Here is a 20,135-nt window from a genome sequence, read left to right on the forward strand (position 1 = left end):
CGACGCGCAGCAGGTTTTGACGGTGCTGTTACTTGCAGGTGTCCGTACCGGCCGTAATGGCTTTCAACTTGGCCGGCTGCAGGATTTCGATCTCGCGGTTCGAGACGCGCAGCCAGCCTTCCTTCTTGAATTTCGACAATAAGCGGCTGACGCTTTCGATGGTCAGACCCAGGTAGTTGCCGATTTCCTCGCGCGACATGCGCAGCTGGAAATTGCTGCCCGAATAGCCGCGTGCTTCATAGCGCGATGCCAGGTTGACGATGAAGGCGGCAAAACGCTGGGTCGCCTGCATATTGCCCAGCAATAGCATGACGCTTTGCTCGCGCGTGATTTCCTGGCTCATCATGCGGTGGAAATGACGCAGCAGGGTCGGCATATTGCCCAGCAATTGTTCCAGGCTGGAAAACGGAATTTCACACACTTCGCTGTCTTCCAGCGCCACGGCATTACAGTGGTGGCGGTCGGCGCTGATGGCATCCATGCCCAGCAGTTCACCGGCCATCTGGAAACCCGTCACCTGCTCTTCGCCACCCGGATTGATCTGGTAGGTCTTGAAGTGCCCCAGGCGGATCGCGTACAGGTTCTGGAACGAGTCGCCGATGCGGAACAGCGAGGCCCCACGCACGATCTTGCGGCGGCGGCCGATGATCTGGTCCAGCCTATCCATGTCGCCCACATCAAGGCCCATCGGCAGGCACAATTGATGCATGCTGCAGGTCGAGCATCGTGCACGCAACGCCTCCACGTTCACGGTGGGCAAGGTGGGAGTGAGTAGCGCTTCAGTCATGTCGGTACCTTTTAGAAAATGCAACAACAAGTTTACTGCATACAGCTGCATACAGGGTTGCCGTATGCCAATTTCACCGTAAATTCGGCGAATAAACGACGTCCAGCCTTTAATTATATGGCAACATCGTCAAAAGCCCATACGGGGCGGGCAATTTGCGCGGCGGCGCTTGCCAAGCTGGGGTATTGATAGGAAAATTCCTGACAGCATTATCTGCCGCCTGTGCCGCCCGGCACTGAAAAGGAAATCATGAAGCCTCTCGGCATTAAAGCAAAAGTCGCGCTGGCCACCAGCCTGACCTCGATCGCCATGATCGCGCTGGTCACCATGATCCAGGTGCAGCACATGCGCGACGACTTCACCCGAGTACTGCTGAGCCAGCAGTCATCCCTGATCAGCCGCACCGCTGCCGAGCTCGACGACAAGCTGGGCATGCTGCTGCAGATTGTCACCCTGACGGCCAGGCAGCAGCCGCCGGAACTGATCGCCCAGCCCGCCAAACTGCGCGAATACTATGCGCGCCGCTCGATGCTGGTGCTGTTCGACGACGTGCTGGTGCTCGATGCGCATGGCGCCATCGTGGCCGACATGCCGGAAGTGGCGGGGCGCGCCGGCATCAACGTCGCCGAGCGCGAGTATTTCCAGACCGTCCTGCGCACGCGCCAGCCCATGATTACCGAGCCGATGCTGGGCAAGTCGAGCGGCATGCCCATCGTGCAGATGGTGGCGCCCGTGCTGGCCGCCGATGGCCAGGTGGCCGGCGTGGTGATCGGCGTGCTGCGCCTGTACAAGGACAATCTGCTGGGCCGCCTGCGCTCGGAAAAGATCGGCAAGAGCGGCTATTACTTCATCCTCACGCGCGGCGCCGTGCCGCGCTATGTGCTGCACCCCGATACCAGCCGTTTGCTGCAGCCGCGCAAGCCGAACGCCAACCTGACGACCACCCAGCTGCTGAAGGAGGATGGCGAAGGCAGCATGGTCAGCACCAACAGCCGCGGCATCACGGCCGTCAACAGCTTCAAGCGCCTGAAATCCGTGAACTGGCTGCTGGCCGCCTCGCTGCCCGTCGAGGATGCCTTCGAACCGTTCGATGGCGTACTGTACCGGCTGGTGCTGTGGAGCATCCTCGCTTCGCTGCTGGCCGCCTTTGTTCTGGGCTTGGTCACCGTACGCCTGCTGTCGCCGCTGGTGCGCCTGCGCGACACCCTGCTGGCCCTGCGCACCAGCGGCAGCCGTTTCACCCCCGTGCCGGTACAGCAGCGCGACGAGATCGGCGAACTGACGGAAGCGTTCAATGGCCTGATGAGCGAACGCGACCGCCTGCAGCAGGAACTCGAAGCGCGCGCGGCGGAGCTGGAGCAGGAACGCGACCGGGCCGAGGCGGCCAACCGCGCAAAGAGCGATTTCGTGGCCAACATGAGCCATGAAATCCGCACGCCCCTCAATGCCGTGCTGGGCATGGTGTATTTGCTGGGCAATACCAGGCTCGACACGGAACAGCGCAAGTACCTGACCATGGTCAGAGTGGCGGGCCAGTCGCTGCTGGGCATCCTCAACGATGTACTCGACTATTCGAAGATCGAGGCGCGCCGCATGGAATTGTCACCCGTCGAATTCGACCTCGACGAAGTCATGAATACCCTGGCCACGACGATGACGATGAATGCGGGCGAAAAGGAACTGGAACTGGCCATCGCCGTCGAGCCCGACGTGCCGCGGCGCCTCGTGGGCGACGCCCAGCGCCTGCAGCAAATTCTCGTCAACCTGGCCGGCAACGCCATCAAGTTTACCGAGAGCGGCGAAGTGGTGGTGGCCGTCAGCCTGGCCGAGAGCGAAAACGGGCGCGCCTGGCTGCGCTTCGAAGTGCGCGACACGGGCATCGGCATGACGGAACTGCAGCAACAGCAGCTGTTTGCCGCGTTTTCGCAGGGCGACCAGAGCATCACGCGGCGCTTCGGCGGCACGGGCCTGGGCCTGGCCATCAGCAAGCAGCTGATCCACATGATGGGCGGCGACATCGCCGTCGCCAGCAGCGAAGGCAAGGGCAGCCGCTTCTGGTTCAGCGTGCCCTTCGAGATGCTGGCGCAGCCGGCCGAAACGCGGCGCACGCCGGCCCTGGGCCAGCTGCGCCTGCTGGTGGCCGACGACAACCGCACCACGCGCGAACTGATCGTCAAGCTGATCGAGGCGTGGGGCTGGCTGGCCGACGAAGTGGACTCCGGCTTTGCCGCCATCGAACTGTACCGCGAACGCCTGGCGCAGCAGCAGCCGTATGACGTGGTGCTGGCCGACTGGCACATGCCCGTGATGGACGGACTGGCCACGGCCAAGGCCATCCGCCAGGCGGCCAGCGGCCAGCGCCAGCCCATCGTGGTGATGGTCAACGCCTTCGCCCGCAACCACCTGGAGGAAATCTCCAGCGCGGCCGAGGCCGATGTCGTGCTGATGAAGCCGATCACGGGCTCCAGCCTGTTCGATGCCCTGCACCAGGCGCTGATCGCCAAGAATGACGGCGGCGAGCAGCGCATCCTGCACCAGCCGCTGGGCACGGAACTGGCCGGCGTGCATTTCCTGCTGGTGGAAGACAATCATTTGAACCAGGCCGTGGCGCGCGGCATCCTCGAACACATGGGCGCCACCCTGGACGTGGTGGGCGACGGCTTGCAAGCCGTGGAACGGCTGCGCACGGAAGCGCTGCGCTACGACATCGTGCTGATGGACATGCAGATGCCCGTCATGGACGGTTTCAGCGCCACCCACATCATCCGCACGGAACTGCGCCTGAACCTGCCCGTGATCGCCATGACGGCCGGCGTGCTGGCGTCCGAGCGCGAGCGCTGCATGACGGCCGGCATCAGCGACTTCATCGCCAAGCCCGTGGTGGTGGAAGAGATGATGGAAGTCATCCTGCGCCACCTGCCCAAGCGCCCGCAAGTGCAGGCGGCCGAGCCGGTACGCGTCGCCGATGAAGAAGTGTTTTCCATGGCGCCGCTGATGCGCGTGATGGGACGCGACGCGAAGGGGCGCGGCGTGCTGCGGCGCATGGTGGAAGACGCGCTGAACAAGGGCATGACGCCCGTGCGCGACGCCGAAACAGCGTTGCAATCGGGCCGCCACAGCGACGTGGCGCGCATCCTGCACGGCGTGCGCGGCTCCGTGGGCACCCTGGGCACGAAACGCCTGATCCGCGCCGCGTTCGCCACCGAGGAAGCCATCGACGCGGGCCGCCTGGACGAGGTGCCGGCGCTGCTGGCGCACACGGCGCAGGAACTGGAGCAGGCGCTGGCGGCGGCGACGGATTGGTTGTCCAGGCTGAAGGATTAAGCTCGTTTGAACCCAAGAGATAAAGGCCGGGGTCGTACCCTCAGGGTACGACCCCAGTCCTTGCTTTGGGTTTAGGCGGGCACGCCCAGAATCACGCTGGATGCCTTGAAGATCGCCGTCACGCTGCTGCCGATGGCGATGCCCAGGTCGGTGCTGCTCTGGTTGGTGATGATGGCGGCGATCGTGCCGCCGCGCGGCAAGTCCAGCACCACTTCCGTGTTGACGGCGCCCGTCTGCACCCGCGTGACGGTGCCGGCCAGCTGGTTGCGCGCGGAAAAGCGCGCGCCTTCGCTGTCCGCCACAAGGATGATGGACGAGGCCTTGATCAGCGCAAACGCTTCCGCGCCCGGCACCAGGCCCAGGCTTGCGCTGCTGCCTTGCGTGACGATGGCGACGATCTGCTGGCCGCCGGGCAATTCCAGGGTGACTTCGTCGTTGACGGCGCCCTGTTTCAGTTCGGCCACCTTGCCCAGGAATTGATTGCGTGCCGTGGTTTTCATGGCCATTCTCCGTATGAGTAAAAGATCGTCGGCGATGCCTTCCGCCTGGCTGCCCAGCTGGCGCAGGTAGCGGGCATGCTCACGCTCGATGATGCGGAAATTGTCGACCAGCTGGCGCCCCCGCTGCGTCAGCCGCGTGCCGCCGCCGCCCTTGCCGCCCGTCAGGCGCTCGACCAGCGGCTCGCCGGCCAGGTTGTTCATCGCGTCGATGGCGTCCCAGGCCGCCTTGTAGCTCATCTTCACAAGCTTGGCCGCCTGCGTGATGGAGCCGCATTCGGCGATAGCGCCCAGCAATTCCACCCGGCCGGCGCCGCCCAGGTTTTCTCCGCCCACCGTCATCCATACCGAGCCTTGCAAGCCGATTTCCGCTGCCGCTGATTTATCCAATGCGTTCACCCAATGCCATGTGTTCTTCCCTGTTATCGATCTGTCCGTCGCGCAAGTACAGCACATGCTCGCCCAGAATGCGCGCATCTTCCGGATCGTGTGTGATCAGGATCATGGGCACGTCCAGGCGCTGCTGCCACTGGCTCAGTTCCAAACGCATTTTGACACGCAGGGCCGGATCGAGGGCGGCAAACGGCTCGTCGAGCAGCAACGCGGCCGGCTCGGCCACGAGCGCCCTCGCCAGCGCCACCCGTTGGCGCTGGCCTCCGGACAACTCGTAGGGAAACTGGTGCGCCAGTTCCTGCAAGTGGAAGGCGTCAAGCCAATGCTCGACCTTCTGCAATTTTTCGCGCGCGCGCGGATTGAACCAGCCCCGCGCCAGGCCAAAGCCCACGTTCTGGCGCACCGTCAGGTGCGGGAACAGCGCGTAATCCTGGAACAGGTAGGCGACATTGCGCTGCTGCGGCGGCAGGTTGATGCCGGCGGCGGCATCGAACAGGGTGCGCCCGTTCAGGCGGATATGGCCCGCGTCAGGCGTGAAGAGTCCGGCAATGGCTTTCAGGGTCATGCTCTTGCCTGCGCCGGACGGGCCATACATGGCGATGCGCTGGCTATCGGACGTGCATTGCACTTGCATGTCGAAGCGGCGTTTGCCGGAGCGCAAGGTGGCGCGAATGTCGAGGTCGAGTTGCATAGGCGTCATCATAGCCGTCATTTGTGCGCGATGCGCCCGGGCGCCAGGCGGCCAGCCGACAACAGCACCACGATGCAGACAAAGGAGATAATCAGGACCAGCGTATTGGCCACGTCATCCTGGCCCGCCTGCACGGCTTCATACACGGCCACCGACAGGGTTTGCGTCTTGCCGGGGATGCTGCCGGCCACCATCAGGGTGGCGCCGAATTCGCCCAGGGCGCGCACAAAGCCCAGCAGCACGCCGGCCAGGATGCCGCGCCAGGCCAGCGGCAAGGTCACGCGAAAGAAGATCGCCATTTCCGAAATGCCCAGCACGCGGGCGGCCTGCTCCAGCTGGCCGTCGACGGCCTCGAAGGCGGCGCGCGCCGGCTTGAAGACGAGGGGAAAGGCGACCACGGTGGAGGCGATCACGGCGCCCTGCCAGGTAAAAATCAGGTTGATGCCGAAGCTGTCCTGCAGCCAGACGCCCAGGGTGCCGCGCCGGCCCAGCAGCACCAGCAGGTAATAGCCGAGTACGGTGGGCGGCATCACCATCGGCAGGGTCAACAGGGCGTCGAGCAGCTCGCGCCCGGGAAAACGCGTGCGCGCCAGCAGATAGCCCGTGCCGATGCCGAGCAACAAATTGAGCGCCGTAGCCCACGCCGCCACCTTGAGCGACAGGGCCAGTGCGGTCCAGGCGATATCCATGCAGGCGCCTACCTGAATTATGGCTTCTTAAAACCGTACTTGGCGAGGATGGCTTGCGCCGGCGCCGTCTGCAGGTAGCTGACGAAGCGCTTCGCTTCGGCGGCATTGCTGCTGCCCTTGATGGTGGCGATCGGATACAGCACGGGCGCGTCCAATGGCACGTCCAGCACCACGTTGACCTTGTCTTTCATGATGGCCGCGTCGGTGGCGTAGACAAAGCCCGCATCGACTTCGCCGCGCGCCACATAGTCGAGCGACTGGCGCACGTTCTGCGTGCCGATGGCTTTCGGCTGCACGGCTTCCCACAGCTTGGCCTTCTTCAGCGCGCCTTCGGAATAACGGCCGACGGGCACGCTGGCCGGATTGGCGATGGCCACGCGGGTCACACTTTTTTGCGTCAGGTCAGCCAGGCTCTTGATGCCCAGCTTGCTATCGTGCGGCACGATCAGCACCAGGCTGTTGCCGACGAAGTCCATGCGGTCGGCCGGCAAGACGAGGCCCTGCTTTTGCGCCGCATCCATGGTTTCCTGGTCGGCCGAAGCAAACACATCGACGGGCGCGCCCTTGACGATCTGTTGCAGCAGCACGCCCGAGGCGGCAAAGTTCAAGGACACCTTGCTGCCCGGATACTGCGCCTCATAGCTTTGCGCCGCATCCTTGAACGCATTCGTCAGGCTGGCCGCGGCCGACACCACCACTTCGCCGGCAAAGGCGGAGCTGGCGGCAGTAGCGAGAAGAGCGGTGCCAAGCAGGCGGGCGAGGGAGGTGAGGCGCATGATCGTATCCTTGTAAGTGAACGGTGACAAGGACCGTAATATACACTTATATATAGCGTTCTGCCATCGCGTGGATCAAGCAATGGCAAATCGGAGAAAGAGGAAAATGCAGCCAGCGCCGGGAAATGGCAGCTGGCTGCGGTATGTCAATACCGCCTGAGAGCAGAGAATCGATCACCTTTTCCCAGCCTCGCAGGCAATGCTTTTTTTGCCCGGGCGATGCAGAACTTGTCTTGATGCATTGTATTTTTACGCCGCCTGCCTGTCTTCCGACATCAGCACAAACCGTTGCGCATAATTTCTTCCCATCGCCATCGATCGCCCTCTGCTCCAGCGGCATGACGACAGGTTCATCACCCATCGCACGCCAGAGCCTATCGCGGTTTCGGGAACGAGCTCCAGCTTCGCAGAGAGTTCATTGCACCTACTCAGTGGCCCCTTCGCAAGCAGCAACTTCGTAATTCCACCGCCCACCGCGGTCCAGGCAGCTATCAATCGACGCTTCCCGCTTGATCCATATTCCGGCAGCAATGAGCACTGCCGCCAGAAGCAAGAGAACGCCTATAAGAAACGGTCGTTTCATCATTTCCTCAATAAGAATTAGACAAACCGTTAGGGCGGAACGTGCTGCACACGGCCTCACACGTCCCTCCTGAGCGTGCCTCTGAGCGGCCTGCCATATTGGCAACTTGATCGGCTGCCGAAGCACTCGCCGGGTCCAATTTCACGTACTGGTCAACCCCCTCGCGGACGTCCGAGATAACGCAAGCTGTCTTCTCACCGACCCATCCCCTCTGAGTTGCTTCGCAGTTGGCTTTGCAGTGGAAGTACTTGTCAGCGCCAATCGTGTTAGCAGTTCGCATGTCATTGTAATTGCGCGTGAAATCACGTGTGGCACCGGAGATCTGATTAGTGAAACCTGGCATGGGCCAAATGCTGCGCATGAAATCCCGGAACGCAACTGCTCCAGCCGGAGGTTCTAGCCCCGTAGGATCAACGAGACTAACTGGATTGCCACTCACATATGCGTAGGTATTGATTCCCCCAGCCAACCCGATCGGATCGCTCTGCAAATACCTTCCCAGCGATGCATCATAGTAGCGGTGCCAGTTGTACCACAGGCCCGATTCGGCATCGTAGTACTGGCTCGGGAAGCCGATATTCAGGCCGCCAATCGTGTCGACGATGACGGCGCGGTCAAATGCGGCATTGGCGGCGCGCCATACAACGGCACCACTGGCATTGCTCATGACTTCGGGACGACCCAGGTGATCGTTATGACTAAAGTAAACCTGGTTGGCACGCGCCAAGCCAATCAGCTCGCCGTTGAACCAGAAATAATGACTGGTTTGCGCTCCCACTTCTGCCAGCAATTCACCGCCTGGACCATAAATGGCTTGCGTGATGCCACCGGCTCCATCTTTTTGCACGCGCTGGTTCAGCGCATTGGTGCGATAGTCTCCGACATAACGGCCATTGACGATCACGCCACGCATGCGGTTGAATCCATCGTAGGTATAGGAACGGCTGCCATCATGGCGCGATTCGCTGGCCAGCGTGCCCACGGGGTTGTAGCTGAAGTTACGAAACTCGCCATTGCCGCTCCATGATGCGAGCCGGTTGCTGCCGCTATCGAGCACGAAACTATAATTGCTGCCTTTCCTGGCCTGGCCTGTACGATTGCCAGCCTGGTCCCAGGAGAAACTCTGATAGTCGATCCGGCGCGTCACCAGTCCTACGCGGTCAGCAGCATCATAGTCAATTCCCTGATTCATATGCTCATTGCCCGAATCGATCATGGCAATGATCTGATTCGTACTGTTATGGCGATATTCCACGTTTTCCACATTGCCGGAAATGCGCGTAATACGGCCATCCGCATCCAGCGTCACTCTGCGCGGTAAATTATTCCCGTAGCGCCATGCATGAGGCTGGCCGCTGACCGGCTGATACAGGACTGAATCAACGAGTTTCGTCCACACACCGGTCGCATTCGTCAACAGTTCACTCACGCGGCCATAAGCATCGTACGAATAAAAGGTACGCGTGCCCGATGGGTAATGGATGCCCTCCAGGCGACCAGCGGCATCATAGTCCCAGACAGTCGTATAGCTGGTGCCGTATATATTATTGACTTGTACAGTGAGCTGCCCAGATGCGTTGTAGGCGTAGCTGGTGTACCCCGTCAGATCCGTGAAACCAGTCAGGCGCCCCTTGCCAAACCGTCCCTCGTCATAGGTAAATTTCTCGGTTTCACCACTATTACTGCGTGATATTTGACGATCCAGACTATCCAGGGTGTAGCGGGTAACTCTGCCATCGGAACGTGTTTCACTTTCCAACCGGCCCGCCGGGTCATAGCCATATGTGGCGGTACCCGTATCTGGACTGACGATGCTGGTCACCTGCCCAAAACCATTATAGGTATAACGCGTTTGCAAGGGGCGCGGATCGGTCACCGATGCCAGCCTGCCTTCGGCATCATAGGCCCTTACGGTTACCCCGCCATCGGCCGCGGTCATCTTGACGAGACGATTCGCGGCGTCATACGCATATGAGGTCGAGCGGCCAGCCGCATCGGTAACGCTCACGAGATTGCCATTGTGATCGTATCGTTTGTCGAAACGCTGACCATTGTTACCAAGCTCGCTGTACGGACGGCCCAGGGTATCCGTTTCCATCGTGGCGCTCAACTCACCGGCAGCAACCGGGACTGGCAGGCCAGCACTCACCTCCGCATGATGCAGGGCGGAACTCACACGCACGCTGTTGTCGGGAACATTCACCGCAATATGCGTGAATTCCCCCAGCGCATTGCCGACATATTCGACCCGGCCGCCGGCAGTGTATTGATACTGCGTCATGCTGCCGTCCGGATAACTGATGGAACGCACCAGGTCGCCCGCATGATAGGCAAGATGCGTCGTCTGGCTGCCATTGAGCGTCGTTGCCAGCAGGCGGCCCATGTCATCGTAAGCATAGGTACTGGCGACACCATTGCTGTCGGTATAGCTCGATGGGCGCCCCATGCCGTCATGGCCTGCCCACGCTTGCTGGTGGCCCAGCGGATTCATCATGCCAGTCAGGTTGCCGCGCGTGTCGTAGTCATAGCGCGTGACTGCGGCGCCACCAGGCAGGCTGCGCGATACTGTCCAGCTCGACATGGTGCTGTTCGGATAAAACGTGTACGTGTGCACGAATTTCTTTTGCTTGCCGGTCTTCAGGTCATCCCAGGTTTCGCTCTCGAGCTTTCCCGACGGGGCCCACGCATGGTAGTAGGTATAGCTGACGCGCAAGTAGGCTACGTTGCCCGCATTGCGGTATTCGGTCTTCTCAATTTCATTCCCATTCCAGCTATGCACGACCGTCTGCGCCGCGCCCGTGCCTGCCGCCGTCGTCTGGCTCAACAGGCGGCCGCCAGCGTCATAGCTGTAATCCGTCTTGTTGCCATTCCAGTCCAGCGTATAGTCGACGTAGCCGTTGGCGTCATACGCGGTGCTGGCGGCCGCCGCGGCGCACGTCGCCGTGCCGGCGCGGGAAACCGATGTCGGCTTCAGCTCGCCACCGATCAGGGCAAACTTGTGGGTGGTCGCTTGTTGACGCGCATCGGTCACCGTCGTTTGATTAGCGCCATAGACGAACGTCTCGCGCTCCTCTCCACCCTCGAGGCCGCTCTCGCTGACCCGGCCATCGGCGAAATACGCATAGCGGCCATGGCGCTGCCCATTGATGCTGATCCCCGTCAACAAAACGGGATTGGCCGTCTCGTAGTGATACTCGCGTACCTCCTGGCTGGCTGGCGCCGTGACCTTGGCGAGCATGCCGCTGGCATGGTATTCATAATTCCAATCATTGCCCGCCGGATCACGCACGCGGCTCACCTTGCCATTGCCGCCCCAGGTGAACTGGATCAGCTGGCCGCTGCTGTTGCTGACACTGGCAAGCTGATTCGGATTGGCGCCGTACTGGAAATTGAGTTGCGCGCCTGCACCTTCCACGATGGAGACAATTGCCCCCACTTTATTGTAGGTATAGGTATTGCCGTTGGCCCACAAGGTCCAACCGGCGCCTGGGGCATACACCATTTCGCCGCTGCGCGCGGACTTTCCGGATAAGTACAAATAAGATTTTGCGCGCGGATCCTGAGGCGAGGGGAACTCGTTCTCTCCGACGAATTGATAATTGGTGGTGCTGCCGGTGGGATCAGTCACCGTCACGGAACGGGGTATGCATCGCCCCGTTCCCGTATTGCCGCAATTCGGTTCCTTCAACCTGGGCACATCCACGTTGGACAGCCACTGTGGTCCGAACAGGGTGCCGACCGCGTGCTTGCTGCGATAGGTCCTCTTCAGCCCCAGGCCGTACAGGCCCAAGGACTGGAAATCCACCTCGGGCTTGATCTTCTCACCGGTGGCAATGACCACCGGGTGCGCCGTCATGGCACCGCAGCGATTGATATTCGTATTGGCATTCGATGGCGCGGCATCGGTGTTGGCGGGGCCTGGCGTGCCGCCACCGCGCGAGGGACGGTCGTAGAGGTCGAACATGTCGCCGGGCCAGCGGCAAAATACACCGCTCATGGCGATGCAGTCTTCATAGGCCTGCCGTTCCCGCTCGGCGGTAACGGTGATGGTGGGCATGGTGTAGCTTTGCGCAAACGGACTCTGGAAGAAGAGAACGAGGAATACTAAAACGAGTTTTTTCTGGAATAGGCTGAACATGAGAGTGAATCGGAGGTATTTTTGGCTAAGCGTCTCAAAGAATGAAACTCCAGCTAACATTGACATGTTAGCACTATATTTCATTGCTTATACGTAATGTCCTTACCGTTTTCAGGCCATTCTTCCATATTCAAAAGACACGGCCCTTTGCAGGCAATGTCGCTGCACATTCCTGATATACTGTATATAAACACAGTATATCGGGGTGAGCCATGGAATTGACGGACAAGCTGGAAATCCTGGCCGATGCGGCCAAGTACGACGCGTCTTGCGCCAGCAGCGGCGCGCCCAAACGCGATTCCATCGGCAAGGACGGCTTTGGCGCCACCTCGGGCATGGGCATTTGCCACAGCTACACGCCGGACGGGCGCTGCGTTTCTCTGCTGAAAGTGCTGCTGACCAATTACTGCCTGTACGATTGCCAGTACTGCGTCAACCGCCGTAGTTCGAACGTGCCGCGCGCGCGGTTTACGGTGGCCGAAGTGGTCAAGCTGACGGCCGACTTTTACCTGCGCAACTATATCGATGGCCTGTTCCTCAGTTCCGGCATCATCCAGTCGGCCGACTATACGATGGAGCAGCTGGTGCAGGTGGCGCGCGAGTTGCGCGAGGTGCACCAGTTCCGCGGCTATATCCACCTGAAAACCATTCCGGACGCCGATCCCGCCCTGATCGCACAGGCGGGCCGCTATGCCGACCGGCTCAGCGTCAACATCGAACTGCCGACGCAAGACAGCGTGCAAAAGCTGGCGCCGGAAAAAAGCGTGCATACGATCAAGCTGGCAATGGGCGCCATCCGCCGCAAGCTCGATGAGAAAGCGGAAGAACCGCGCGCGCCGCGTTTCGCGCCGGCCGGGCAAAGCACGCAGATGATCGTCGGCGCCGACGCCAGCGACGACCAGCAAATCCTCTCCACGGCTGAGACCTTGTACGGCAGCTACAAACTCAAGCGCGTGTATTACTCGGCGTTCAGCCCCATCCCCGACAGCCCGAAAAGCGTGCCGCTGGCGCCGCCGCCCATGCTGCGCGAACACCGGCTGTACCAGGCCGATTTCTTGCTGCGCAGCTATGGTTTCCAGGCCAGCGAACTGCTGCCCGCCACGGGCGGCAACCTGGCGCTCGATATCGATCCGAAATTGGCGTGGGCGCTGGCGCACCGCGAACATTTTCCGCTGGACTTGAACCGCGCGGCGCAGCACATGATCGCCCGCGTGCCCGGCATCGGCCTGCGCAACGCGCAGCGCATCGTCGACCTGCGCCAGTTGCGGCAAGTGCGCTACGCCGACCTGTCGCGCCTGCGCTGCAGCATGAAGAAAATCGCTCCCTTCATCATCACGGCCGACTACTTTCCCGCGCGCGACACCACCGCCTCGGAACACCTGCGCCGCGCCATGGCGGAAGCGCCGCAGCAGATGAATTTGTGGCCGGAGCTGCAGGCCGCATGAGTACGGTGGTGCGGCTGGCGCAATCGTTCGACGAGTGGCGCGCGGCCGCGCGCGAACTGATCGCGCGCGGCGTGCCGCCTGCTGACGTTGCCTGGCAGTCACAGCCTGGTGATGGCGACCTGTTTTCCTCGACGCCAGATGCGACGGATACCAGCGCGCCGTTGCTGCGCCTGCCCCGTTCCCTGGTGGAATTGCTGGAAAGCGCCGCCTGTTTCAACGTGCATGACCGCTGGGCATTCCTGTACCAGGTGCTCTGGCGCTGGCAACTGGACCAGCACGATGTACTTTCTCCCGCCGACGCGGACGGTGCGCGCCTGCATGCCATGGCCAAGGCCGTGCGCCGCGAAGAGCACGACATGCATGCGTATGTACGTTTCCGCGAGCGGGCGGAAAGTGAGGGCGCACCACGCTTTGTCGCCTGGTTCGAGCCCACGCACGACGTGCTGCCGCAGGTGGCGCGCCATTTCGCCCGCCGCATGGGATCTGCCAGCTGGATGATCGCCACGCCCGCCGCCAGCATGCTGTGGGATGGCACGACCTTGCATGCGGGACCGGCCCTGCTGAGCGGAGCGGCCGATATCGACGATGCGGGCGAAGCCCTGTGGCTGACCTACTACCGCAGCATCTTCAATCCGGCCCGCGTGAATGCGGATTTGCTGCACAGCCATATCCCCTCGCGCTTCTGGAAAAACTTGCCCGAAGGCGCCATCGTGCCCGCCATGCTCAGCGGCGCCGCCAATGGCGAACGGCGCACGGGCCAGACGGCCAGCGTGGGCCAGCGCAGCGGCGCCACCATGATCCCGGTCTCCGCCGAGCGCGCCCAGCCCGCGCGCGAACTGCCCACCACCCTGGACCAATGCCGCCGCTGCACGCTGTGGCAGCACGCCACGCAAGCCGTGCCCGGCGCCGGGCCGCCACAGGCGCGCATCATGCTGGTGGGCGAGCAGCCGGGCGACCAGGAAGACCTGGCAGGCTTGCCCTTCGTGGGCCCGGCTGGCGCGCTGTTGGACCAGGCGCTGCGGGAAGCGGGCATGGCGCGCGACAGTATTTACCTGACCAATGCCGTCAAGCATTTCAAGTGGGAACCACGCGGCAAGCGCCGCCTGCACAAGACGCCAGCGCAGCGCGAGATCCTCGCCTGCCATGGCTGGCTGGAACAGGAATTGGCCAGCGTAAAACCGCAAGTGATCGTGGCGCTGGGCAGCACGGCATTGAAGTCCATCCTGCAAGACGGCGCGGCAAGCATGACGCCGCTGGTCGGCACGCCCATCCGGCACGATGGACGCTGGGTGGTCGCCGTATATCACCCCTCGTACGTGCTGCGCGCGCCCGATGCGGCGAGCCGGCGGCAGGCTTACGAAGTGATCGTGGCGGGGTTGCGGCAGGCGCTGCTGCTAGGGCAGGATAGCCATTACAGCGTTGAAGCCGGCACTTCCTGCCCCTCATCGCGCCGCGCATAGCGTTGCGCGATCACGGCGCAGATCATCAGCTGAATCTGGTGGAACAGCATCAGCGGCAAGATCACCATGCCCAGCGAACGGGTGGAAAACAGCACCTTGGCCATCGGCACGCCGCTGGCCAGGCTTTTCTTCGAGGCGCAAAAGACGATGGCGATTTCGTCTTCCTTGTTGAAACCCAGGCGGCGGCTGATGAAGGTGGAAATACCCAGCACCAGCGCCAGCAGCAGCAGGCTGATCAAGCCCAGGGCGACCAGGGTTTCCACCGAAATCGTATGCCACAGGCCTTCGCTGACGGCTTCGCTGAAGGCCGTGTAGACCACCAGCAAGATCGAACCCTGGTCGACATATTTCAGGGTGGCTTTATGGCGGTCGACCCAGCGGCCGATCCAGCGGCGCAGGAACTGGCCGGCCAGGAATGGCAGCAGCAGCTGCATGACGATGGACAGCACGGCGTCCACCGACGACTTGCTTTCCGCGCCCTTGGCCACCAGCAAGCCCACCAGGATGGGGGCGAGGAAGATGCCGATGAAGTTCGAGGCCGAGGCGCTGCAGATGGCGGCCGGCACGTTGCCGCGCGCCATGGCCGTCATGGCGATCGAGGATTGCACAGTGGAGGGCAGCGCGCACAGGAACAAAATGCCCATGTACAGGTCGGGCGTGAGGAAGGTCAGCGCCAGCGGACGCAGGGCCAGGCCCAGCAGCGGAAACAGGACAAAGGTGCTGGCCAGCACCAGCAAGTGCAGCCGCCAGTGCATGGCGCCGGCCACCACGGCTTCGCGCGACAGCTTGGCGCCATGCAGGAAGAACAGGGCGCCGATGGCAACAGTGGTGATGTTGCCGAAGACCACGGCCGTCTGGCCCGTGCAGGGCAGGAATGTGGCCAGCCCCACGGTGACGAGCAGGGCGATGGTGAAATTATCGGGTTTCAGATTGCGCAACAGGGCAGCGGGGGAAAAAGAAGACATGCGGTAGCCTGGTAACGGCGCAGCCTTGCAACAGCATGCTGTGCCGGGGATGACAAACAGCGCCGGGAGCGGCGCCAGTACTGGCTATTCTACCTGTATTGCCCAATTCCTTGCCTGATGGCATGGCCTGGCTTTTCGGCGCAAACCGGACAGACAAAAAAAATGCCCTGTCCGCAGACAGGGCAACCCGGAGTAAAGTACAGCGCGAGGCGTTACCGCGCGGGGATTAACCGGCGGCTTTGACTTTCAGCTCGTTCTTGATTTCTTTCACGCCGCTCACGGAAGCGACGATCTGCACGACGCGGTCACCCGCTTCGGCGCTCGGCACGTCGCCCGACAGGACGACCACACCTTGCTGGGTTGCTACCTTGACTGGCAGGGCAGCGGCTTGCGCATCGGCGCTCAGGGCGGCCTTGGCCGAGGAAGTGATGGTTTCATCAGGGACGGCAGCGGCAGCGTTGGCGGCCACGACGGTGTCAGCAGGAGCTTGTGCTTTTGGGGCGGAGTCAGCTGCATGCGAAGCGGTGATCGAGGCGCCCGACAGTACGATAGCGGCAACCAGGGTATTGAACAGTTTCGATGTTTGCATGGTAGTTCCTCTCAATGAAGTTAAAAGCTTCTTACTTGGATAAAGCAACACTTTGAAGCGTCACATCTACCCATACAGCAAGCACCGTGCCAGCTTTTAAATTTCCTTGAAAATCAACGACTTACACTCGAACTCGATTTCTCCAGCCCGTTTCAGACGGATCTGGCCGGAAAAACGGGGCTTTTTGTCGCCTGACAGCGACAGCTTGTGGCAATACCGTCAATGTTTTACGCCAAGCCCCTGATTTTCAACGCTTTATTTTTGTCGCTATTCAGCGACAGGGTCGCCGTCAAGCCGGAACAGGGCCGGCGTCAGCTCGTATTTCTGTAATAAACGATAGAACTCCGTGCGGTTGCGGTCGGCCAGGCGGGCCGCGTCGGCCACGTTGCCGTCCGTCAGACGCAGCAATTGAATCAGGTAGTCGCGCTCGAAGCGCTGCTTGGCTTCGTTGTAGCTGAGCGCCTCCAAGGACGGCACGCGCAGCGCGCGCTGCACCAGGGACAAGGGCACCAGCGGCGCCGTGGCCAGCGCGCACACTTGCTCAACGACATTGACCAACTGGCGCACATTGCCGGGCCATGGCGCGGCCACCAGGGCAGTCAAGGCATCGGGCGCGAAGCCATTCAGGGGTTTCTGGTACTTGGCCGCCAGCTTCTGCAGGAAATGGTTCGCCAGCAGGGAGATATCTTCGCGGCGCTCGGCCAGCGGCGGCAGGATCAAGGTCACCACGTTCAGGCGGTAATACAAGTCTTCGCGGAATTGCCCCTCCTGCATGGCCACGTCCAGGTCACGGTGCGTGGCGGACAGGAGCCGCACGTCGACCGGACGCGTCTGGTCGGCGCCCACGGGGCGTACGGCCCGCTCCTGCAGCACGCGCAGCAGTTTCACCTGCAGCGGCAAGGGCATGTCGCCGATCTCATCTAAAAACAGGGTGCCGCCATCGGCCGCCTGGAACAAGCCTTCGCGGTTGCCGACGGCCCCCGTAAATGAGCCTTTCACGTGGCCAAACAGTTCCGATTCCAGCAGCTGCTCGGGAATGGCGCCGCAGTTGACGGCAATGAACGGCGCCTTGGCGCGGCGGCTGGCGTTGTGCAGGGCACGCGCCAGCAATTCCTTGCCCGTGCCGGAGGGTCCGCGGATCAGGATGCTGGCGTCCGATCCCGCCACCAGCTTGGCTTCGGCCAGCAGTTCGGCCATCTGCGAACTGCGGCTGATCAGCTCGGCACGCCAGCTCTCGTCACCGGACGCTGCGGCCGGCATGACGGTGGACAAGTTGATGGCATACGCCACTTTTTCCATCAGCAGCTTGCCGTCGAACGGCTTTGTCAGATACGCAAACGCGCCGCGCGCCGTCGCGTCGACGGCGTCGGGGATGGTACCGTGCGCCGTCAAGAGAATCACGGGCAGGGCCGAATGCTGGCGGCGGATTTCATCGAACAAGGCCAGGCCGTCGCGGCCCGGTAATTGCACGTCGGTAATGACCAAGGCCGGCAATTCCACGGCCAGGCGCGCCAGTGCCGCTTCCGCGCTGCCCACGGCCGTGACCCGATAGTTGCCCGCCTTCAGGCGGATGGTCAGCAGGCGCAGCAGGTCGGGATCGTCGTCGACCAATAGAATGTGGGCGTGCTCGCTCATTTCGGCGCTCCCGCGGCGGGGCGCACGGACAGGCTGCGCTCGATGTTTTTCAGTGCTTCCAGTTTTTCATTGAGCTGGTCGATGCGGCGCTGGGCGTCGCGCAACTGCGTGTTGAGCTTGTCGAGGCTCTCATCCTGGCGGCGCAGCTCCGCATACTGGCTGCCGAGCAATTGCGCCAACGGTGCCAGCAATTGCGCGTCCTTGCCCGTGGCCGTGGCCAGCGGTTCCAGCAAGGCTTGCGCGCGGGCCAGGTCGCCGGGACCGCGCAAGGCCGCTTGCAGCATGGCGCGGCGCAGCGTGTTGTGCGGCGCGTGATCGGCCTTGGCCAGGTCCAGCTGCGCTTTCACCAGTTCCGACGGCGTCATCAGGCGCAAGGCGCCTTGATACGCGAGCAATTCGGTCAGCTGGGGATCGGCCACCACCACCACGCGCGGCGGCGTTTGCACCAGCACGGGCGTCTGGATGGGGGGCTTGGCGGCGCAAGCGCCCAACAGCAGCGCGCTGGCGGCCATGCCGGCCAGGGAAATTCTCGTCATCATAAGGGCAGTTCTATCCGAAAATGCGCGCCGGCGGGGCGCGGTAAAAGAGTGACGCTGCCATCGTGGGCGGCGATATATTCGCGCACGATGGACAGGCCGATGCCATTGCCGTTGCGCGCGCCGGCCGCCTGGCGCACTCCCTGGTAAAACGGTTCAAAAATCCGCGCGGCATCCTCGGGCGCCACGCCGGCTCCCTCGTCGATGCAGTCGATGCGCACGCGGCCGCCTTCGCAAGACAGGGTAAACCGTACGGTGCCGCCTTCCGGGCTGAAGCGCACGGCATTCGACAGCAGGTTCGCCAAGGCCGTCGCCAGCTTGTCGCGGTCGGCCTGCACGATCAGCGACTCGCCCTGCACCTCGACCGTCAAACGGCGCGCCAGCCATTGCAGGCGCTGCCCGGCCACCACATCTTGCAGCAAGACCAGCAGATCGACCTTGCTGTGCGCCAGGTGCTGGGCGTCAAAAGCGGCGGTATTGTAGCGCAGCAAGTCTTCGATCTGGGTTTGCAGCGAGGCCGTGTTTTGCTGCAGGATGCCGGCGATTTCGCGCTGGCTGTCGCTGAGCTTGCCGGCCACCTCGTCTTCCAGCAAGGCCACGCCTTCGCGCAGGGCTGCCAGCGGGGTTTTCAACTCATGCGAAATGTGGCGCAGAAAACGCTCCTTGTCGGCATCGAGATCGGCCAGGCGCTGGCGCAGCCAGTCGAGCTGCTGGCCCAGGCGGCGCGTATCGGCCGGTCCGCCGACGACGATGGGCTGGTCGTAGCGCTTGTCGCCCAGGCGCTCGATGGCCGTCTCGATGCGACGCAGCGGGCGCGACAGCAAGAAGCCAAAGCAGGTGGCCAGCACGGCCGCCAGCAGCACGGCGCCGCCCACCAGTACGCCCAGCAGGCGGCGCTGGCGTTCCAGCTCGGCCAGCAGGGCGTCGTTGCGGCTGCCGATTTCCGTCTTGCTTTCGCGCGCCAGGCTGTCATTGATCTGCGTCATGCGGGCAAACGCGCGGTACACGACGGCATGGCCATCGCGCTTGCGGCGCTTACCCGCTTGCAAGACTTCCCACGCCGATTGCGCCTGCACCGTCCATTCGTCGGCCAGCTGGGGAGCGAACTCGGGCGTGGCCCGGTTCAGCACTTGCAGCGCCGCCGTCGCTTCGTCGCGGGCCGCCGCGTAGCGCTCGCGGAACACGGGGTCGTCGAGCACGAGGAATTGGCGTGCGCTGCGTTCCATGGCCAGCGTGCGCTCGGACAGGCGCTGCGACTGTTCCGTCAAGGCAATCGCCTGCGCCGCCGTCTCGCGCCCCAGCCGCGCCAGGTGTTCCAGGGTCAGCAAGGCTTGCACGGAGGTGGCCGTCAAAATGCCCGTCGTCAAAATGAAGGCGGCAAATAACAGTTGGCGAAAGGAAAGTCGGGACAAGGTAGGCGCCTTCGGGTCAGTCTGGACAGTAAAAGGCGCATGGTACGCTAAGCTTTCATTCGGAGACGCCACCCACTCTGGAATGATCAATTTTACAACACTGTCGCTTTTCCAGCCGCCAGCAAGGCCCCGGCGGCGGCGCACGAATACTCCTAGTACAATAGGGAAAAGCTTCATACAGGCATCAAACTGGGACCCGCCCTGGCATTGCGCCA

15 protein-coding genes are annotated in these 20,135 nt (G+C 62.4%); 3 read left to right on the forward strand and 12 right to left on the reverse strand.

Annotated elements, in window-relative coordinates:
• Positions 1–28: 28 nt before the first annotated feature.
• The gene (gene fnr / locus LSO07_RS01085; protein WP_092609777.1) at positions 29–787 is read right to left on the reverse strand and encodes a fumarate/nitrate reduction transcriptional regulator Fnr; all 759 of its coding nucleotides are present in this window, start codon (positions 785–787) and stop codon (positions 29–31) included.
• A 249-nt stretch (positions 788–1,036) separates the two neighbouring features.
• Here fnr and LSO07_RS01090 point away from each other — a divergent pair, with 249 nt between their 5' ends.
• Positions 1,037–4,111 carry a response regulator gene (locus LSO07_RS01090; protein ID WP_151091877.1) on the forward strand — a complete coding sequence of 1,025 codons (3,075 nt, stop codon included), beginning with the start codon at positions 1,037–1,039 and terminating at the stop codon, positions 4,109–4,111.
• Positions 4,112–4,182: 71 nt separating this feature from the next.
• Here LSO07_RS01090 and LSO07_RS01095 read toward each other — a convergent pair whose 3' ends face one another.
• From LSO07_RS01095 to LSO07_RS01120, 6 genes are all read right to left on the reverse strand, one after another.
• Positions 4,183–4,950: a TOBE domain-containing protein gene (locus LSO07_RS01095; RefSeq protein ID WP_052140146.1), complete on the reverse strand. Its 768-nt coding sequence runs from the start codon at positions 4,948–4,950 to the stop codon at positions 4,183–4,185.
• A gap of 40 nt (positions 4,951–4,990) precedes the next feature.
• Positions 4,991–5,692, reverse strand: a complete 702-nt coding sequence (locus LSO07_RS01100) for a sulfate/molybdate ABC transporter ATP-binding protein (protein ID WP_151091879.1) — start codon at positions 5,690–5,692, stop codon at positions 4,991–4,993.
• Between the two features lie 17 nt (positions 5,693–5,709).
• The gene (gene modB, locus LSO07_RS01105) at positions 5,710–6,381 is read right to left on the reverse strand and encodes a molybdate ABC transporter permease subunit (RefSeq protein ID WP_034782706.1); all 672 of its coding nucleotides are present in this window, start codon (positions 6,379–6,381) and stop codon (positions 5,710–5,712) included.
• 17 nt (positions 6,382–6,398) lie between these two features.
• On the reverse strand, positions 6,399–7,157 hold the full coding sequence (gene modA / locus LSO07_RS01110) for a molybdate ABC transporter substrate-binding protein (RefSeq protein ID WP_151091881.1): 759 nt from the start codon (positions 7,155–7,157) through the stop codon (positions 6,399–6,401).
• 46 nt (positions 7,158–7,203) lie between these two features.
• Positions 7,204–7,518 carry a hypothetical protein gene (locus LSO07_RS01115; protein ID WP_151091883.1) on the reverse strand — a complete coding sequence of 105 codons (315 nt, stop codon included), beginning with the start codon at positions 7,516–7,518 and terminating at the stop codon, positions 7,204–7,206.
• Positions 7,519–7,747: 229 nt separating this feature from the next.
• Positions 7,748–11,878 carry an RHS repeat-associated core domain-containing protein gene (locus tag LSO07_RS01120; protein WP_191909558.1) on the reverse strand — a complete coding sequence of 1,377 codons (4,131 nt, stop codon included), beginning with the start codon at positions 11,876–11,878 and terminating at the stop codon, positions 7,748–7,750.
• Between the two features lie 212 nt (positions 11,879–12,090).
• Between LSO07_RS01120 and LSO07_RS01125 the strand changes: the two genes are divergently transcribed.
• Both LSO07_RS01125 and LSO07_RS01130 read left to right on the forward strand, forming a co-directional pair.
• Positions 12,091–13,323, forward strand: coding sequence for a putative DNA modification/repair radical SAM protein (locus LSO07_RS01125; protein WP_151091889.1), 1,233 nt, complete (start codon positions 12,091–12,093; stop codon positions 13,321–13,323).
• On the forward strand, positions 13,320–14,783 hold the full coding sequence (locus LSO07_RS01130) for a UdgX family uracil-DNA binding protein (RefSeq protein ID WP_151091892.1): 1,464 nt from the start codon (positions 13,320–13,322) through the stop codon (positions 14,781–14,783). The genes LSO07_RS01125 and LSO07_RS01130 overlap by 4 nt, the downstream gene beginning before the upstream one ends.
• Here the strand turns inward: LSO07_RS01130 and LSO07_RS01135 are convergent.
• From LSO07_RS01135 to LSO07_RS01155, 5 genes are all read right to left on the reverse strand, one after another.
• Positions 14,735–15,748, reverse strand: coding sequence for a bile acid:sodium symporter family protein (locus LSO07_RS01135; protein ID WP_070257873.1), 1,014 nt, complete (start codon positions 15,746–15,748; stop codon positions 14,735–14,737). The two genes, LSO07_RS01130 and LSO07_RS01135, sit on opposite strands and share 49 nt — an antisense overlap.
• Before the next feature lie 226 nt (positions 15,749–15,974).
• Positions 15,975–16,337 (reverse strand): BON domain-containing protein, encoded by a 363-nt coding sequence (locus tag LSO07_RS01140; RefSeq protein ID WP_034752546.1) that lies wholly within the window; start codon positions 16,335–16,337, stop codon positions 15,975–15,977.
• Positions 16,338–16,604: 267 nt separating this feature from the next.
• Positions 16,605–17,972, reverse strand: a complete 1,368-nt coding sequence (locus tag LSO07_RS01145) for a sigma 54-interacting transcriptional regulator (RefSeq protein WP_151091895.1) — start codon at positions 17,970–17,972, stop codon at positions 16,605–16,607.
• On the reverse strand, positions 17,969–18,511 hold the full coding sequence (locus LSO07_RS01150; RefSeq protein ID WP_225317141.1) for a hypothetical protein: 543 nt from the start codon (positions 18,509–18,511) through the stop codon (positions 17,969–17,971). Before LSO07_RS01150 ends, LSO07_RS01145 begins: the two co-directional genes overlap by 4 nt.
• Positions 18,508–19,920, reverse strand: a complete 1,413-nt coding sequence (locus LSO07_RS01155) for a HAMP domain-containing sensor histidine kinase (protein WP_070257870.1) — start codon at positions 19,918–19,920, stop codon at positions 18,508–18,510. Before LSO07_RS01155 ends, LSO07_RS01150 begins: the two co-directional genes overlap by 4 nt.
• Positions 19,921–20,135 lie beyond the last annotated feature (215 nt).

The sequence above is a fragment of the Janthinobacterium sp. PLB04 genome, assembly GCF_021165895.1.
GTDB classification, from domain to species: domain Bacteria; phylum Pseudomonadota; class Gammaproteobacteria; order Burkholderiales; family Burkholderiaceae_D; genus Janthinobacterium; species Janthinobacterium lividum.

Coding starts and splice junctions, on each gene's coding strand:
- LSO07_RS01125 (WP_151091889.1), top strand. CDS start 12,091: ATGGAATTGACGGACAAGCTGGAAATCCTGGCCGATGCGGCCAAGTAC.
- LSO07_RS01140 (WP_034752546.1), bottom strand. CDS start 16,337: ATGCAAACATCGAAACTGTTCAATACCCTGGTTGCCGCTATCGTACTG.
- LSO07_RS01090 (WP_151091877.1), top strand. CDS start 1,037: ATGAAGCCTCTCGGCATTAAAGCAAAAGTCGCGCTGGCCACCAGCCTG.
- LSO07_RS01115 (WP_151091883.1), bottom strand. CDS start 7,518: ATGGGTGATGAACCTGTCGTCATGCCGCTGGAGCAGAGGGCGATCGAT.
- LSO07_RS01135 (WP_070257873.1), bottom strand. CDS start 15,748: ATGTCTTCTTTTTCCCCCGCTGCCCTGTTGCGCAATCTGAAACCCGAT.
- LSO07_RS01120 (WP_191909558.1), bottom strand. CDS start 11,878: ATGTTCAGCCTATTCCAGAAAAAACTCGTTTTAGTATTCCTCGTTCTC.
- modA (WP_151091881.1), bottom strand. CDS start 7,157: ATGCGCCTCACCTCCCTCGCCCGCCTGCTTGGCACCGCTCTTCTCGCT.
- LSO07_RS01095 (WP_052140146.1), bottom strand. CDS start 4,950: ATGACGGTGGGCGGAGAAAACCTGGGCGGCGCCGGCCGGGTGGAATTG.
- fnr (WP_092609777.1), bottom strand. CDS start 787: ATGACTGAAGCGCTACTCACTCCCACCTTGCCCACCGTGAACGTGGAG.
- LSO07_RS01150 (WP_225317141.1), bottom strand. CDS start 18,511: ATGATGACGAGAATTTCCCTGGCCGGCATGGCCGCCAGCGCGCTGCTG.
- LSO07_RS01100 (WP_151091879.1), bottom strand. CDS start 5,692: ATGCAACTCGACCTCGACATTCGCGCCACCTTGCGCTCCGGCAAACGC.
- LSO07_RS01130 (WP_151091892.1), top strand. CDS start 13,320: ATGAGTACGGTGGTGCGGCTGGCGCAATCGTTCGACGAGTGGCGCGCG.
- LSO07_RS01145 (WP_151091895.1), bottom strand. CDS start 17,972: ATGAGCGAGCACGCCCACATTCTATTGGTCGACGACGATCCCGACCTG.
- modB (WP_034782706.1), bottom strand. CDS start 6,381: ATGGATATCGCCTGGACCGCACTGGCCCTGTCGCTCAAGGTGGCGGCG.